This window comes from Streptomyces sp. CG4, from assembly GCF_041080655.1.
Classification (GTDB): Bacteria; Actinomycetota; Actinomycetes; order Streptomycetales; family Streptomycetaceae; genus Streptomyces.
This window is the reverse complement of record NZ_CP163525.1, coordinates 1,524,489-1,538,443: the sequence shown is the minus strand read 5'-3', so window position 1 is coordinate 1,538,443 and position 13,955 is coordinate 1,524,489. Positions and strand designations below refer to the sequence as shown.

Here is a 13,955-nt window from a genome sequence, read left to right as displayed (position 1 = left end):
CCACCGCCGTCAGCGCAGCCCGCGCGGTGCGTCCCCGGTTCGCTCAGTCCAGCAGGCGTTCGCGCAGGTGGTCGCGGGCGGTCGGGGTGAAGCCAAGGCCCTGCTCCAAGTAGGTGTCCACGCCGCCCCAGGTCTGCTCGATGGCCTCGAACGCCGCCTGCAGGTACTCGGCACGGGCGTCGAAGAGCGGGCTGAGCAGCTCCATGACCTCGGGGGTGTAGGCGGTCTCGGTGCTGCCGCTGCGGCGGACCTTGTAGCGCCGGTGCTTGGCGTTGGACTCCAGATAGTCGGCGACGATCGCCTCGCGCTCCACGCCCAGCGCGAGGAGCGTCACGGCTATGGAGATGCCCGCGCGGTCCTTGCCCGCCGCGCAGTGCATCAGGGCGGGCACGCTGTCCTCGGCGAGTGCCCGCAGCACCCGGGAGTGCTCGGCGGTGCGCTCCTTGACGATCGACCGGTACGAGGCGATCATCCGAGCCGCGCCCTTGCCGTCGTCGAGGATCCCGCGCAGCTGGTCGAGGTCGCCGTCGCGGACCATCTTCCAGAACTCGGCGCCGTCCGCCGGATCGCTCAGCGGCAGGTTCACGTTCCGCACGCCGGGCAGCTGGACGTCCGGGCCCTCCAGCTTCTGGTCGGCCGCGTTGCGGAAGTCGAAGATCGTGTGCAGGCCCAGCGAGGCGAGGAACGCCGCGTCGTCCTCGGTCGCGTGCGCCAGGTGCCCGCTGCGGAACAGCACCCCCTGCCGCACCCGCCGTCCGTCCATGGTCGGCAGTCCGCCCACGTCGCGGAAATTGCGTACACCGGCCAGCTCCGGCTCGGTCGACGGGACGTGCTGCGTCACGGGGGCTCCTCCCGATAGGACCCCGCCGTCGCGGCTCGTCGGCGGGCGCTCTGTCGACCATACGACATCGGTTTCCTCGGGCAAGGAGTTGTCCACAGGCATTGTCACCAGGAGCGCCGAGCCCGATGATGTTGGCACTTGAGCGGATCTGTTGGCACCTGTGAGGTCTTACGTGGTGGACATCGCCGAAGACGGTCGTACCTGGCTCCTCTCGGGGCCCACCAGCAGTTATGCCCTGCATCTCACCGACGCGGACGAGCTGCTCCACCTGCACTGGGGGCCGCGGATCGCCCTCGCGGACGCGCAGGCCCTGGCCGAGGACCCGCTGCCCGGCTACTGGCCCTTCGAGTCCCCGCTCGACGGCCGCGAGGAGTACCCCGTCGAGGGCGGCCCCCGCTTCGTCCGCCCCGCCCTGTCCGTGCGCACCGAGGAGCGCCGCGGCACCGAGTGGAGCTTCCAGGCGTACGAGACGGAGGGCGACGAACTGCGGCTGCGCTTCGTCGACGACGGCCTCGCCGTGATCCTGCACTACCGGATGCGTGGTGACGTCGTCGAGCGCTGGGTCACCGTGGCGAACGGCGGGCACACGCGCGTGGAGCTGCTGCGGGCCGACGCGGCCACCTGGACCCTGCCCGACCGCGACGGCTGGCGGCTGTCCCAGCTGCATGGCCGCTGGGCCGCCGAGTCCCGTCTCACCACCGCCCCGCTCACCTACGGCGAGAAGGTCATCGGCAGCCGTCGCGGCCACACCGGCCACCAGCACCTGCCCTGGGTGGCCCTCGACACCGACGCCACCGAGGAGCGCGGCGAGGTCTACGGCTGCGCGCTCGGCTGGTCCGGCTCCTGGCGTATCGCGGTCGCCCAACTCCCGGACGCGCGCGTGCAGATCACCGGCGGCGCCGGCTACGACGACTCGGGCCTGTTGCTTCTTCAGCCGGGGGAGTCGTACACCACTCCCGTCTTCGCGGGTCTGTGGAGCGACGGCGGCTTCGGCGGCGCGAGCCGCACCTGGCACGCCTACCAGCGCGCGTACGTCATCCCGGACGCCGAGCGGGACCGGCCGGTGCTCTTCAACTCCTGGGAGGCGACGAACTTCGCCATCTCGGAGGAGCAGCAGCTGACGCTCGCCCGCCAGGCCGCCGACATCGGCGTGGAGCTGTTCGTGGTGGACGACGGCTGGTTCGGCGCCCGCACCGGCGACCGTGCCGGCCTCGGCGACTGGACCCCCAACCCCGACCGCTTCCCGCAGGGCCTCAAGCCCCTCGCCGACCAGGTGCACGGCCTGGGCATGCAGTTCGGCATCTGGGTCGAGCCCGAGATGGTCAACCCGGACAGCGACCTGTACCGCGCGCACCCCGACTGGGTGCAGTACCAGCAAGGACGCAGGCGGACGGAACTACGCAATCAGCTCGTCCTCAACCTCGCCCGCGAGGACGTCCAGGAGTACCTCTGGGAGCAGCTGGACACCCTGCTCTCCAGCGCGCCGATCGACTATGTGAAGTGGGACTTCAACCGCTGCTTCACCGACGCCGGCTGGCCCGGCGAGCCGTATCCGCAGCGCCTGTGGGTGGACCACGTCCGTGCCCTGTACGCCCTGGTGGACCGCCTGCGCGCCGCGCATCCCCAGGTGGCCTTCGAGTCCTGCTCGGGCGGCGGCGGACGGATCGACCTCGGAGTGCTCAGCCGTACCGACCAGGTGTGGACCTCCGACAACACCGACCCGCTCGACCGGCTCGCCATCCAGCACGGATTCAGTCAGATCCATCCCGCGCGCGTGATGGCCGCCTGGGTCACCGACAGCCCGAACACCCAGCTCAACGGCCGGGCCAGCACGCTGCGGTTCCGCTTCGTCAGCGCCATGGCGGGCGTACTCGGCGTCGGCGGCGACCTCACCGAGTGGACCGTGGAGGAGCTCGCCGAGGCCCGGCAGTGGGTCCGGCTCTACAAAGAGATGCGCCCGGTCGTCCAGCACGGCGAGCTGTACCGGTTGCGGCCTCCGGCTGGCGGCCTAAGTGCTGTGCAGTACGTCCGGGGTGAGGAGACGGTGGTCCTCGCCTGGCTCCAGGCGCAGAGCTACGGCGAGCCGGTGCCGGCGCTGCGGCTGCGCGGACTCGACCCGACGGCGTCGTACGAATGCCATGAATCGGGCGAAGTTCACCGGGGAGCCGTCCTGCTGCACCACGGGCTGCGCACCGGACTCACCGGCGACCTGGATGCGACGGTGCTCCGACTGCGTCGCATGGACTGAAGGCATTCAACCCGCCTGAGGTCAGTGCTATTCCTGATGCGCAAACTATTTAAGAGTGTCTCTTCTCACCGTTCGTCAACCCCTCCTTACGGTCGCGTAGGTCACACCCGAAGGTGAATCATGGTGCTTCGTGGTAGACGATTCGAAGAATGACAACAGATCAGTGATCGGGTCGTACGTGGCGGTGGGGGACAGCTTCACCGAGGGCGTCGGCGATCCCGGGCCCGACGGGGCGTTTGTGGGCTGGGCGGACCGGTTTGCGGTACTGCTCGCCGACCGGCGGCCCGAGGGGGACTTCAAATACACGAATCTCGCGGTCCGCGGGAAGCTGCTCGACCAGATCGTGCAGGACCAGCTCCCGCAGGCCGTCGAACTCGCCCCGGACCTCGTGTCCTTCTGTGCGGGCGGCAACGACATCATCCGCCCCGGCACCGACCCGGACGAGGTGGCCGAGCGCTTCGAGCGGGCCCTGGCCCAGCTCACCGGGGCCGCGGGCACGGTCATGGTGACGACCGGCTTCGACACCCGTGGCGTTCCCGTGCTCAAGCATCTGCGCGGCAAGATCGCCACGTACAACGGGCACGTCCGGGCCATCGCGGACCGGTACGGCTGTCCCGTGCTCGACCTGTGGTCCCTGAAGTCCGTGCAGGACCGCCGGGCCTGGGACAACGACCGGCTCCACCTCTCGCCCGAGGGGCACACGCGCGTGGCGCTCCGCGCCGGCCAGGCCCTCGGCCTGGAGGTCCCGGCCGACCCCGAGCAGCCGTGGCCGCCGCTGCCGCCCCGGGGCACCCTGGACATCCGTCGCGACGACGTCCACTGGGCCCGTGAGTACCTCGTCCCGTGGATCGGCCGCCGCCTGCGCGGCGAGTCCTCCGGCGACCACGTCACGGCCAAGGGCGCCCTGTCGCCCGACGACATCAAGCACCGCATCGCCTCGGTGGCCTGACCCGACCCCCCATTACCCCCGTGCCCCGCACCGCGCCGCATACGGTGGGGGCACGGGGGTGTTCGGGGTCAGTGCGTCTCCGCGCGGACGCGCCCTGCACCGGGCTCGGGGTCGGCGTACATCGGCCTCGGGCCGGGCGTCGCGACGGGGCGAACGTTGCCCGTTGGGGCACTAGCGTTCCGTCAACGCCTTCCGGTCCAGGCCCAGTTCCCGGGCGAGCGCGTCGTCGACCCAGTCCTGCGCGCGTGTCCGCGGTACCGAGCCCGGGTACGACGTCAGCTGTACGGCCAGCCCGTCCAGCAGTGCCGTCAGCCGCAGCGCGGCACCGGCGGGGTCGGCGCAGGCGAACTCGCCCGCCGCCACGCCCTCGGCGATGACGTCGGTGAGCGCCGCCTTCCACTGCCTGTCGAGGTCCCGGGTGACCTCCCGGAGGGCGGGCTCGCGCAGTGCAACGGCCCAGCCCTCGATCCACAGCCGCCAGCCCTTGGCCTGTCCGGTCGGCGCGTACCACCGCACCGCGGCCCGCAGCCGGCGCAGCGCGGACGTCCGCCGGCCCAGCAGCTGGCGCAGATGTGCGAGATCGTCCTCGGCCGCATAGGTGAACGCGGCCGCGACCAGCTTCTCCTTCGTCGAGAAGTGGTACAGCACCAGCGCGTTGCTCACCCCGAGCGCGGCGGCCACGTCGGCGATCCTGACCGCCGCCACGCCCCGCGCCTCGATCTGCCCGATGGCGGCCCGCAGCAGCTCCTCCTGCCGCTCGGCCACGCTCAACCGCACTCTCGCCACGCGGTCACCCTACACAGCCGCCCGGACACCCGCTGACGACCTCTTGACACCCCCGTGCGGCCGGGGCCAAAGACAGGTGTGGGTCAACGGTTGTTCGCCATCGAGTGTTTGCCAACCGGTGTTGACCCAACCCCGCCGCCTCCGCGAAGCCCGCCGACCCTGTGCCCGCCGCGTGCGCCGCTGCCAGCACCGGGGCCAGCCCCGGCGGCGGCCGTCACGGAAGTCCTCCATGTAGGCGGCGAGAACCCGGGTGGGGCGTGATCGACGAGCGCCGGAGTTCACTGCCCGTGTCGACCAGGCCCATGCAGTGGGGCCCGAGCAGTCGGGCGCCGTGCGCGAGCGTCTCACGAGCCGGTGCCCGCTCCTCGGCCGGGTCCCCGCCGGAGGTGATGACGGTGAAGCAGTGGGCGCCGGCCGCCAGGCCCTCGGTCACCACGGGCCGTACCTGCGCGGGCGGTACGGTCACCACGACGTGCTCGCGGCCGAGGCGCCCCCGCCCGGCCAACGCCCCCTTGGCCGGCCAGTAGCCCACTTCCCGGGCCGTGTCGACGCACCGACGACGGCGACCGGGGCCGGGTCGAAGAGGGGGGAGAGACCGGAGGGGCCGGAGAGTTCGGGAAGGTGGGGGAGATCGCTGCGCGCGTCCGGGGGTGGCTCCGCCGGACCCGTCACCGGTGCCACCCGAAGCGTTCCGCGATCATCGGGAGGCGGTCGGTCACCAGGGCGTGGGCGGCCGCGCGCGGGGTCGTACCGTCGGCGTCCGCACGGTCGAGCATCAGGTCGGCCAGGGCGCGCATGGAGCGCCGGATGTGGGCGAACGCCTCCTCGGCGTCGGCGCCGATGTCGCCGAACAGGGTCCACCACCACCAGGCGTTCGTCCCGGAGTTGACCACCACGTCCGGCAGCACGGTCACCCCGCGCGCGGCCAGCAACTCCTCCGCCGCGGGCAGCACGGGCATGTTGGCGGCCTCGACGATCCAGCGGGCGCGTATCCGGTCCTGGTTGGTGGTGTCGATCGCGTACGACACGGCCGCCGGGACGAGCACCTCCGCGTCGGCGGACAGCCAGGCGTCGCCGGGCAGTTCGCGGTCACCGGGGCGGAGCACACGGCGGTCGACGGTGCCGTAGCGGTCCCGCGCTGCCAGCAGTGCGTCGATGTCGAGCCCCGCCGGATTGGCGATCGTGCCCTTGATGTCGGCGACCGCCACGACCGTCAGCCCCGCGCGGGCCAGGAAGCGCGCGGTGGCGCCGCCCATCGTGCCGAGCCCCTGCACGGCGACCCGGGTGCCCGGGTACGGCACGCCGGCCCGGTCCAGCGCCGCGAGCAGCGACTCGGCGACCCCGCAGCCGCCGGCCAGTTCGTCCAGGCCGATGCCGTCCACCTCGACCGCGAAGGCGTCCGCGAGCCGCTTGCGGGCCGTCGCCTCGTCGTCCAGCAGCGGGTAGACCGCCTGGACGGTGGAGACCAGGCCCGCCTCGGCCGCCGCACGATCGATCAGGTCCTGGGTGAGGCCGAGGTCCTCGCCGGTGGTCCAGAAGCTCTCGATGTACGGCCGCATGGCGCGCAGATAGCGCACCAGCAGCCCGTACGCCCCCGGGTCCCGGGGATCGCAGTCGATGCCGCCCTTGGCGCCGCCGAGCGGGACGTAACGTGCCTCGGGGTCGTAGTGCAGAGCCTCCTTCATCGTCATGCCGCGGGCGAGCCCCGTCACCTCCTCCAGCGTGCAGCCGGGGCGCATCCGCAGCCCGCCGCTGGCCACGCCGCGCACCAGCCGGTCCACGACCAGGAAGCCCTGGCGGCCGGTGACATGGTCGGTCCACACGAGCGACATCAGGGGAGCACGGGCGGTCATGGGGTCTCCTCGGGGACGGTGATCAGGGTGGAGCCGGCCCGGTCCGGGGCCGCGGTGAGGGCACCCGCCGGCGCGGCGGGACCGCACGCGCGCGTGCCGTGTCCTCCGTAGGCGCGGGCCAGGGCGGTCAGATCGACCGGTGGGAGGTCCACCGTGGCCGGGACGTCGCCCCGCGCCCGCGCCCGCATCTCGTCGCGGATCTCGCCATAGCCGCCGTTCGCGAACACCACTATGGGCAGCGGAAGTTGAAGCCGCACGGCGGTGGCCAGTTCCTGCACCGTGAACTGCCGCCCGCCGTCCGAAGGCGCGGGCGAGATCGACGATGTCGCGCTGTTCGGGGTGCAGCGCTCTTCTGGTGGATCTCTTCTGGTGGGTCGAATTACTGAATCGCGAGTCAGTATCAGGAGTCGGTTCGCGCCCTGTCAACGTGCTGTACGGAGATTCAGTAGCGCGGGCCGGGGCTGCGATGGCACCCCGGCGGACCCGGGCTGTCGGAGGGGCCGACCATAATGGGGAGCCTCACCCACTCCACCGGGAGGTACCGTGACCGGATTGCGTTCCTCGGGCTCCGGGCTCCGCGCGCTGCGGCCGACGGCGTTCGGCGCGGACCCGAGCGGTGAGCGCCTGGCACGCATCCGCCGCTCCCCCCACTTCAAGGACGGGGTCTTCCAGAACCCGGGCGGTGCGGCCCGCACCCGCCCCTCCGGCTCACCGCTGGACCTCGCCAAGGCGTTCCTCGACAAGGACACCCGGCCGCTGCGCGCCCCGGAAGGCACCGTCCCGGTGCACCCCACGACCTTCGCCGACCTGGCCAGACCGCCCGCCACGGGACTGCGACTGACCTGGATGGGCCACTCCAGCGTCCTCGCGGAGATCGACGGCCACCGCGTGCTGTTCGACCCGGTCTGGGGCGAGCGCTGCTCCCCGTTCCCCTTCGCCGGCCCCAGACGGCTGCACCCCGTGCCGCTGCCGCTGGCCGCGCTCGGCGAGGTCGACGTGGTCGTCATCTCGCACGACCACTACGACCACCTGGACCTGCCCACGATCAAGGCGCTGGCCGGCACGGACACCGTGTTCGCCGTGCCGCTCGGCGTCGGCGCACACCTCGAACACTGGGGCGTCTCCGCGGACCGGCTGCACGAGGTGGACTGGCACGAGTCCACCCGGATCGGCGGGCTCACCCTCACCGCCACCCCGGCCCGCCACTTCTGCGGTCGGGGCCTGCGCAACACCCAGCACACCCTCTGGTCGTCCTGGGTCGTCGCCGGCGAGGAGCACCGGATCTACCACAGCGGTGACACCGGCTACTTCGACGGCTTCAAGGAGATCGGTGCGGCCCACGGCCCGTTCGACGCCACGATGATCCAGATCGGCGCTTACAGCGAGTTCTGGCCCAAGAACCACACGGATTCCACGCCGCTGCCGGGCGCGTGGCCGGACATCCACATGAACCCCTCGCAGGGCGTCCAGAGCCACCTTGACCTGCAGCAAGGCCGGCCGAGCGGGGTCATGCTGCCGATCCACTGGGGAACATTCAATCTCTCGATCCATCCCTGGGCCGAGCCGGGGGAGTGGACGCTGGCCGCAGCCGGCGCGGTCGGACAGGCGGTCGCCGTCCCTACTCCGGGCCAGCCCTTCGAGCCCGCTGGGGTTCTCCCCGCGCACCCCTGGTGGCGGGATGTGTCCCAGCCGCTGAACCGCAAGTGGCCCGTTCCGGAGGTCACTCCGGTGGCGCCCCGGGACGACCTCGACCTTGTGGGCGAGGGCTGACCGCGGACGAGCTGAAGCGGGCGACGCTGGCAGTCAGGATGTGTTCAGGTACCCGATGGCACAGTCGGGCAGCATGACCTATGAAACGTCTGAGAGTCCTGTGATTCCAGGGGCAGGCACCCAGCAAGGAGACCAACAGCGAGCCGGCCGGCAGCCTGGCGGGGCGGCCTCTCATCGCCGCCACTCCGGGAGTCCTCGGACGCCTGCTGGGCAGATGCTGAACAAGGTTCCCGAGGTCACGATCTGGTTCTGGATCATCAAGATCTTGTGCACCACGGTTGGCGAGAGCTTCGCCGACTGGATCAACATGAACCTCGGTGTCGGCCTGATCAATACGGCACTGATCTTCACCGTCGTTCTGGCAGGCGTCCTGGGCTGGCAACTCGGCACCAAACGCTACATTCCGTTCGTGTACTGGCTCACCGTCGTGGTCGTGAGTGTGACCGGCACTCTCTACACCGACATCCTCACCGACAGCCAGGGCGTTCCCCTCGCACTGAGCAGTAGCGTGTTCGCCGGCGTCCTCGCCCTTGTCTTCGGAATCTGGTATGCGCGCGAGCGGACCCTGTCGGTCCACAGCATCACCACCCGTCCCCGCGAACTCTTCTACTGGCTCGCGATCCTGGTCACTTTCGCCCTCGGCACCGCCACCGGCGACTGGACCCTGGACCTGACCGGCTGGACCCCGGGCGTCTCCGTGCTCCTGCCTCTCGGGTTGATCGTCGCGATCGTCCTCGGATGGCGCCTCGGCGCCAACGCGGTGCTCTCCTTCTGGCTGGCCTACATCCTCACTCGCCCGCTCGGCGCCAATCTCGGCGACTGGCTCGGCTCGCCCAGCGGCGACGGCGGCCTGGCCCTCGGCACCGCGGTGACCAGCGTGATCTTCCTGGCCGCCATCCTCGCCACGGTCGTGTACCTCACGCTGAGCCGGAGCGATGTCATCGAAACCCAGGACGCGACCGATGCCTCACGAGCGCTGAACCCGGCGCGTGAGCGGATCATGCTCGGCTACTACGTCGTCGTAGCGGTCGCGACTGCGGCGCTTCTCGTCTGGGCACACAACCAGCCCCACGCGGCCGCGGCCAGCGAGTCCGACGCGCCCGCACCTGTCACCACCCACCTCACCCCGAAGCAGGCGACGGCACCCTTCCCGCCAGCTGAGATCGCGAAGTTCCGCACGATCACAGCTGACACCCTGGCCAAGCTCAACTCGGGCAACCAGTCGGCCGCGACCACCCGAGTGACCGACCTGGAGACTGCTTGGGACGACGGCCAGCCCACTCTCGAGCCCAAGAGCGAGCAGTCGTGGCACTTCCTCGACAGCGAAATCGACCAGGTCCTGAAGGCGCTACGTGCCCCGAACCCCGACAAGGCCGCCGAGGTCAAGGCACTCAACACGCTCCTCACCTCGCTCGGCTGACCAACCGAGACGACGGACTGCCCCGACACATCCCCTATGTCGGGGCAGTCGGCATTCCCGAGTTTCACTCGGCTCGCCGACTGCCGCGGTCGTCAGGTCGGCCAAGTGGCTGACCGCGATTGCCGATGGGCCGCCACCGAAGCGGGTGTGGCTGTCAGGCAGGGGCGCACCAGTGTGCGGGATCGCATCATGAGGCCCCGACCGCGCCGGCCGCTGACCGGGGCGCAGGTGGTGGCCGGCTGTGGAATCGCGCGGTCGTAGTCCGTGGGGGCGCTCGGCAACCGGCCCACGGCGCCGAGCCGGCCTCGGTGCCGTCGTCCGTCGGCGGTCCTGCCGCCGGACAACGCGCTCTCCCGGCCTGGCCGGCGCAGCAGGCGCGAAACGCCACACGCACACCGACTCTGACGAACTCCTCGCACGCCCGAGGAGGTACTGGCCGGATGCCGGATGCCCGAGTGCCGGGCGGCCGCACCAGCCGGAAGGGCACGCCGCGTTGGCCAGGGACTCTGCGCAGCTCTCCAGAGGTCTTGGCAAAGTCTTTAAACAGGGTGCAGGCGTGCGGAGCCTGGTACTGGCGAGCAGCCCGGCAGATGACCGAACGGCTCTCTCGTCGCCTGTCGCAACGATGTAGCAGCGGCGACCGTTGTGCCCATCAGTCGGAACGGTGAAGAGTTCGGCCTGCGGGTTGGTCGCTGCCCTTCCAGGTAGCAGCCGATCCGGCGGAGCCGTGCACAGCGCCGCCCTGACGCATACTGCCGCGCCCGCAAGGTGATTCCAGGGATCGTCCGTGCGCGGAAGAGCCATGACCGAGTACGACTCAGAGGCTGACCTTGACGACTGACAACGACGGATGGGTTCTTCGCCCTGCGGGCCGAGGCAGGGCGGCCGCATACGGGGTTCGAACCGAAGACGGAGAGCCCTGGCCCCGCGCAGCCCTGTCGATGGCCGGGGCAAGCGTCCTTCTGTTCGGGCTGGTCGGTGCGAGCGCGCCCAACCGCAACACCCTGAGGACGCCGATCACCTGGTTCCACCTGCCTTCGATGTCCGGAGCCGTCTCCGAGGCAGTCACGTCGGTCGCCATAGTGCTGTCCTGTGCGGGAACACTCCTTCTGCTCCACGCCCACACCCAAGGATGGCGGCCTGACCCGCGCACTCTGTTTCGTGCCGGAGCATGCGCCGTGCTCCTGGTCGCGGACCTCACCCCGATCGGCTCCTCCGACACGGCCAGTTACGCCGCATACGGCCGTATCGCCGCTCTGGGCGGTGATCCGTACGTGACGACGCCCGCCCAACTCGGCGGGGTATATGCGCATCTGGTCAGTGACGCGTGGCGGAACACCCCGTCGGTGTACGGGCCGGTCGCCACGTGGTGGCAGGCCGCTGCGGCGTTCGTCGGCGGTGACCAGCCCTGGCTGACGGTATGGGCACTGATGCTCACCAACGCAGCTGTGTTTCTCGGCACCGGCTACCTGTTGATCCGCACCGCCGCCGACCCGGTCCTGGCGGCGCTCCTTTGGAGCGCGAATCCCTTGCTGATCGGCGTGTTGGTCGGGGGCGGGCATCTGGACACCCTCGTAGCGATCCTGGCCGTCAGCGCTGTCCACTTGGCGCGCAAGGCACGCGGATGGCACGCGGACCTGGCGGTCGGCGGACTGGTCGGCCTCGTCTGCGCCGTCAAGATCAGTGCCGCTCTGGTCGGTGTGGGGCTGGTGTGGCCGTTGCTGCGCGGCGGCGCCTGGCAGCGGGCCGTTCGGGTGGCGGGCACGGCCGTGCTCACATCGACCGTCCTGTACGCCGCGTACGGTCTGCATGCCCTTGCCCCGCTCACCGCGGCCTCGCACATGGTGTCCAAGCCTTCGTTGTGGGCCGTGTTCGACGACTTCGCCACCGCCCTCATGGGGCCTGGTGGGGCTGCGGCAGTCGTCAGCATCCTCTGGCCCACGCTGATGCTGGGGCTGGCCGTGGTGCTGCACAGGCACGTCCCCGCGGATGCCTCTCCCCTGGTCACCGTTCCGTTCGTGCTCACCTTCGCCTGGATTCTCACGGCACCGTGGTCGATGCCGTGGTACGCAGCGCTCGCCTGCGCGCTGACGGCGCTGTGCTGCCAACTCCGCCTCACCCAGGCGCTCATCGCGACCACCACCGTCCTGGCCCTGTTGCACAACAGTGGCGGCCATGGCTGGTGACAGCGCGGAGACACATGCCTGCATACACTGCGCTGTCGGCCGCCGGGCCAGCCGGGGCGGGAAACCGCGCAGTGCATCGGGCTCTTGCGGCAGCTTCTTGAGGTGGGAAACGTGACGTCGAGCGCGGCATCTCTGGTACCGGTCAACACGACCCTTGGCATCCTGCTCACCGCTCTGCTGTTGCTGGCGGCGGCGGTCGCGAGCTGGTGCCATCTCGATCCGCACCCCTACAAGAGCCGCGCTCGGGAACTCCTCGTCGCCGGCTTCCGCGCCGCCGTCCAGCTTGCCTTGGTGTCCATGGTCATCGCCTGGGCCGTTGAGTCGATGGCGGGGCTGCTGGTGTTCCTCGTCGTGATGTTCACGGTGGCTGTTCGCACCGCCGGACGGAGAATCACCAGCAACCACACGTGGTGGTTGACGGCCGCCCCGATCGCCGCCGGTGTGGTGCCGGTCGTCGCGGCGCTCCTCCTCACCGGTCTCGTCCCTTTGCAGGGCATCGCCCTGATCCCCGTCACCGGCATCCTCATCGGCGGCGCACTCACCGTGACGGTCCTTGCCGGACGTCGTGCCCTGGACGAACTGACACAGCGACGAGGTGAGGTGGATGCCGCGATGGCACTCGGACTGTCGGACCGGGACGCGCGGATGGAGATACTGCGCCCCGCCGCCTCCGACGCTCTGCTGCCCGGCCTCGACCAGACCCGTACGGTCGGACTGGTCACGCTCCCCGGGGCGTTCGTCGGCATGCTCCTCGGAGGGGCCGGTCCCGTGCTGGCCGGGGCGGTGCAGTTGTTCGTCCTCATCGCGCTCATGGCCGTGCAGGCCATCGCCGTGGCAGTGACGCTTGAACTCGTGGCACGCCACCGCCTCCATCGACCCGCGTGGGACGCGCACACAAGTGCCCCGCGCAAGGCGAGAAGGTTCTCCAAGGCGCAGGCACCGAATCGGAAGCCCGAGTAGGGGGCCATGACTCCGGAACATGCTGCATGTGCGGGACGCGTGAGCCGGCTGGTCCACGGCGGCGGTCAGGATGTGTTCAGGCGCCGGGTGGCACGGTCAGGCAGCATGACCTATGAAACGTCTGAGAGTCAGGTGGTTCCGGAGGTCGGCCAGGCAGGTCATGCCCGTCACTGGCTGCACTGGAACAAGGTGCCGGAACTCACCATCTACTTCTGGATCATCAAGGTGCTGTGCACGACGGTCGGCGAGACCGCGGCCGACCTGCTGAACGAGAAGGCCGGTCTGGGGCTGACCGGTGTGTCGCTGCTGATGAGTGCCCTGCTCTCCGTCGCCCTGGTGGTCCAGTTCCGCTCCACGGGTTACCGCCCGGGCGTGTACTGGCTCGCCGTCGCGCTGATCAGCATCGTCGGCACCCTGGTCAGCGACAACCTCACCGACACCATGGGCGTGGCGCTGGAGACCACCACCACGGTCTTCGCGATTGCCCTGGTGATCGTCTTCGCGCTCTGGTACCGCACCGAGCGCACCCTGTCGATCCATCACATCGACACCACCCGCCGCGAGGCGTTCTACTGGCCGGCCGTCCTGTTCGCCTTCGCCCTCGGCACCTCCGCCGGCGACCTGCTCGCCGAGAGGATGGATGTCGGATTCTGGCTGTCCGCCGTCCTGTTCGCGGCCGCCATCGCAGCGGTGGCCCTCGCCCACTTCGCGCTGGACCTGGACGCGGTGTGGAGCTTCTGGATCGCCTACATCCTCACCCGCCCCCTCGGCGCCTCCATCGGTGACTACCTCTCCCAGCCCACCGGCGACGGCGGCCTCGGCCTGGGCACCGTCATCACCAGCGCCCTGTTCCTGGCGGTCATCCTCGGGCTGGTCATCTACCTCTCCGTCACCCGCAAGGACGTCACCGAACCGAAGCAGATCGGACTTACGGCCTGAGCT

Annotated in this window: 12 protein-coding genes; 7 read left to right on the top strand and 5 right to left on the bottom strand. The window is 70.4% G+C overall.

Translation table 11 applies throughout. The features are described from left to right. Nucleotides 1–43 precede the first annotated feature (43 nt). The gene (locus AB5L52_RS07165; RefSeq protein ID WP_369363027.1) at nucleotides 44–841 is read right to left on the bottom strand and encodes a tyrosine-protein phosphatase; all 798 of its coding nucleotides are present in this window, start codon (nucleotides 839–841) and stop codon (nucleotides 44–46) included. 172 nt (nucleotides 842–1,013) lie between these two features. On the opposite strand from AB5L52_RS07165, the gene AB5L52_RS07160 reads away from it, so the two are divergent. Then, a complete protein-coding gene (locus AB5L52_RS07160) occupies nucleotides 1,014–3,089 on the top strand; it encodes an alpha-galactosidase (RefSeq protein ID WP_369368831.1) in 2,076 nt (691 codons plus the stop codon). A gap of 163 nt (nucleotides 3,090–3,252) precedes the next feature. Further along, nucleotides 3,253–4,038 (top strand): SGNH/GDSL hydrolase family protein, encoded by a 786-nt coding sequence (locus AB5L52_RS07155; RefSeq protein WP_351029760.1) that lies wholly within the window; start codon nucleotides 3,253–3,255, stop codon nucleotides 4,036–4,038. Between the two features lie 171 nt (nucleotides 4,039–4,209). Here the strand turns inward: AB5L52_RS07155 and AB5L52_RS07150 are convergent, their stop codons facing one another. The 4 genes from AB5L52_RS07150 to AB5L52_RS07135 all read right to left on the bottom strand — a co-directional run bounded on the left by AB5L52_RS07150 (nucleotide 4,210) and on the right by AB5L52_RS07135 (nucleotide 6,994). Then, on the bottom strand, nucleotides 4,210–4,824 hold the full coding sequence (locus AB5L52_RS07150) for a TetR/AcrR family transcriptional regulator (protein WP_369363026.1): 615 nt from the start codon (nucleotides 4,822–4,824) through the stop codon (nucleotides 4,210–4,212). A gap of 214 nt (nucleotides 4,825–5,038) precedes the next feature. Then, on the bottom strand, nucleotides 5,039–5,356 hold the full coding sequence (locus AB5L52_RS07145; protein ID WP_369363025.1) for a hypothetical protein: 318 nt from the start codon (nucleotides 5,354–5,356) through the stop codon (nucleotides 5,039–5,041). A 136-nt stretch (nucleotides 5,357–5,492) separates the two neighbouring features. Continuing rightward, nucleotides 5,493–6,677: a Glu/Leu/Phe/Val dehydrogenase dimerization domain-containing protein gene (locus tag AB5L52_RS07140; RefSeq protein WP_369363024.1), complete on the bottom strand. Its 1,185-nt coding sequence runs from the start codon at nucleotides 6,675–6,677 to the stop codon at nucleotides 5,493–5,495. After that, nucleotides 6,674–6,994: a thiamine pyrophosphate-dependent enzyme gene (locus AB5L52_RS07135; protein ID WP_369368830.1), complete on the bottom strand. Its 321-nt coding sequence runs from the start codon at nucleotides 6,992–6,994 to the stop codon at nucleotides 6,674–6,676. Before AB5L52_RS07135 ends, AB5L52_RS07140 begins: the two co-directional genes overlap by 4 nt. A 226-nt stretch (nucleotides 6,995–7,220) precedes the next feature. Here AB5L52_RS07135 and AB5L52_RS07130 point away from each other — a divergent pair, with 226 nt between their 5' ends. The 5 genes from AB5L52_RS07130 (at nucleotide 7,221) to AB5L52_RS07110 (ending at nucleotide 13,952) form a co-directional block, all read left to right on the top strand. Further along, nucleotides 7,221–8,447 (top strand): MBL fold metallo-hydrolase, encoded by a 1,227-nt coding sequence (locus AB5L52_RS07130; protein WP_369363023.1) that lies wholly within the window; start codon nucleotides 7,221–7,223, stop codon nucleotides 8,445–8,447. Between the two features lie 214 nt (nucleotides 8,448–8,661). Beyond that, nucleotides 8,662–9,867, top strand: coding sequence for a hypothetical protein (locus AB5L52_RS07125; RefSeq protein WP_369363022.1), 1,206 nt, complete (start codon nucleotides 8,662–8,664; stop codon nucleotides 9,865–9,867). Nucleotides 9,868–11,045: 1,178 nt separating this feature from the next. Then, nucleotides 11,046–12,053 (top strand): hypothetical protein, encoded by a 1,008-nt coding sequence (locus AB5L52_RS07120; RefSeq protein ID WP_351029750.1) that lies wholly within the window; start codon nucleotides 11,046–11,048, stop codon nucleotides 12,051–12,053. A 111-nt stretch (nucleotides 12,054–12,164) separates the two neighbouring features. Then, nucleotides 12,165–13,013: an ABC transporter permease gene (locus AB5L52_RS07115; RefSeq protein WP_369363021.1), complete on the top strand. Its 849-nt coding sequence runs from the start codon at nucleotides 12,165–12,167 to the stop codon at nucleotides 13,011–13,013. A 105-nt stretch (nucleotides 13,014–13,118) separates the two neighbouring features. Then, on the top strand, nucleotides 13,119–13,952 hold the full coding sequence (locus AB5L52_RS07110) for a hypothetical protein (RefSeq protein ID WP_369363020.1): 834 nt from the start codon (nucleotides 13,119–13,121) through the stop codon (nucleotides 13,950–13,952). Nucleotides 13,953–13,955 lie beyond the last annotated feature (3 nt).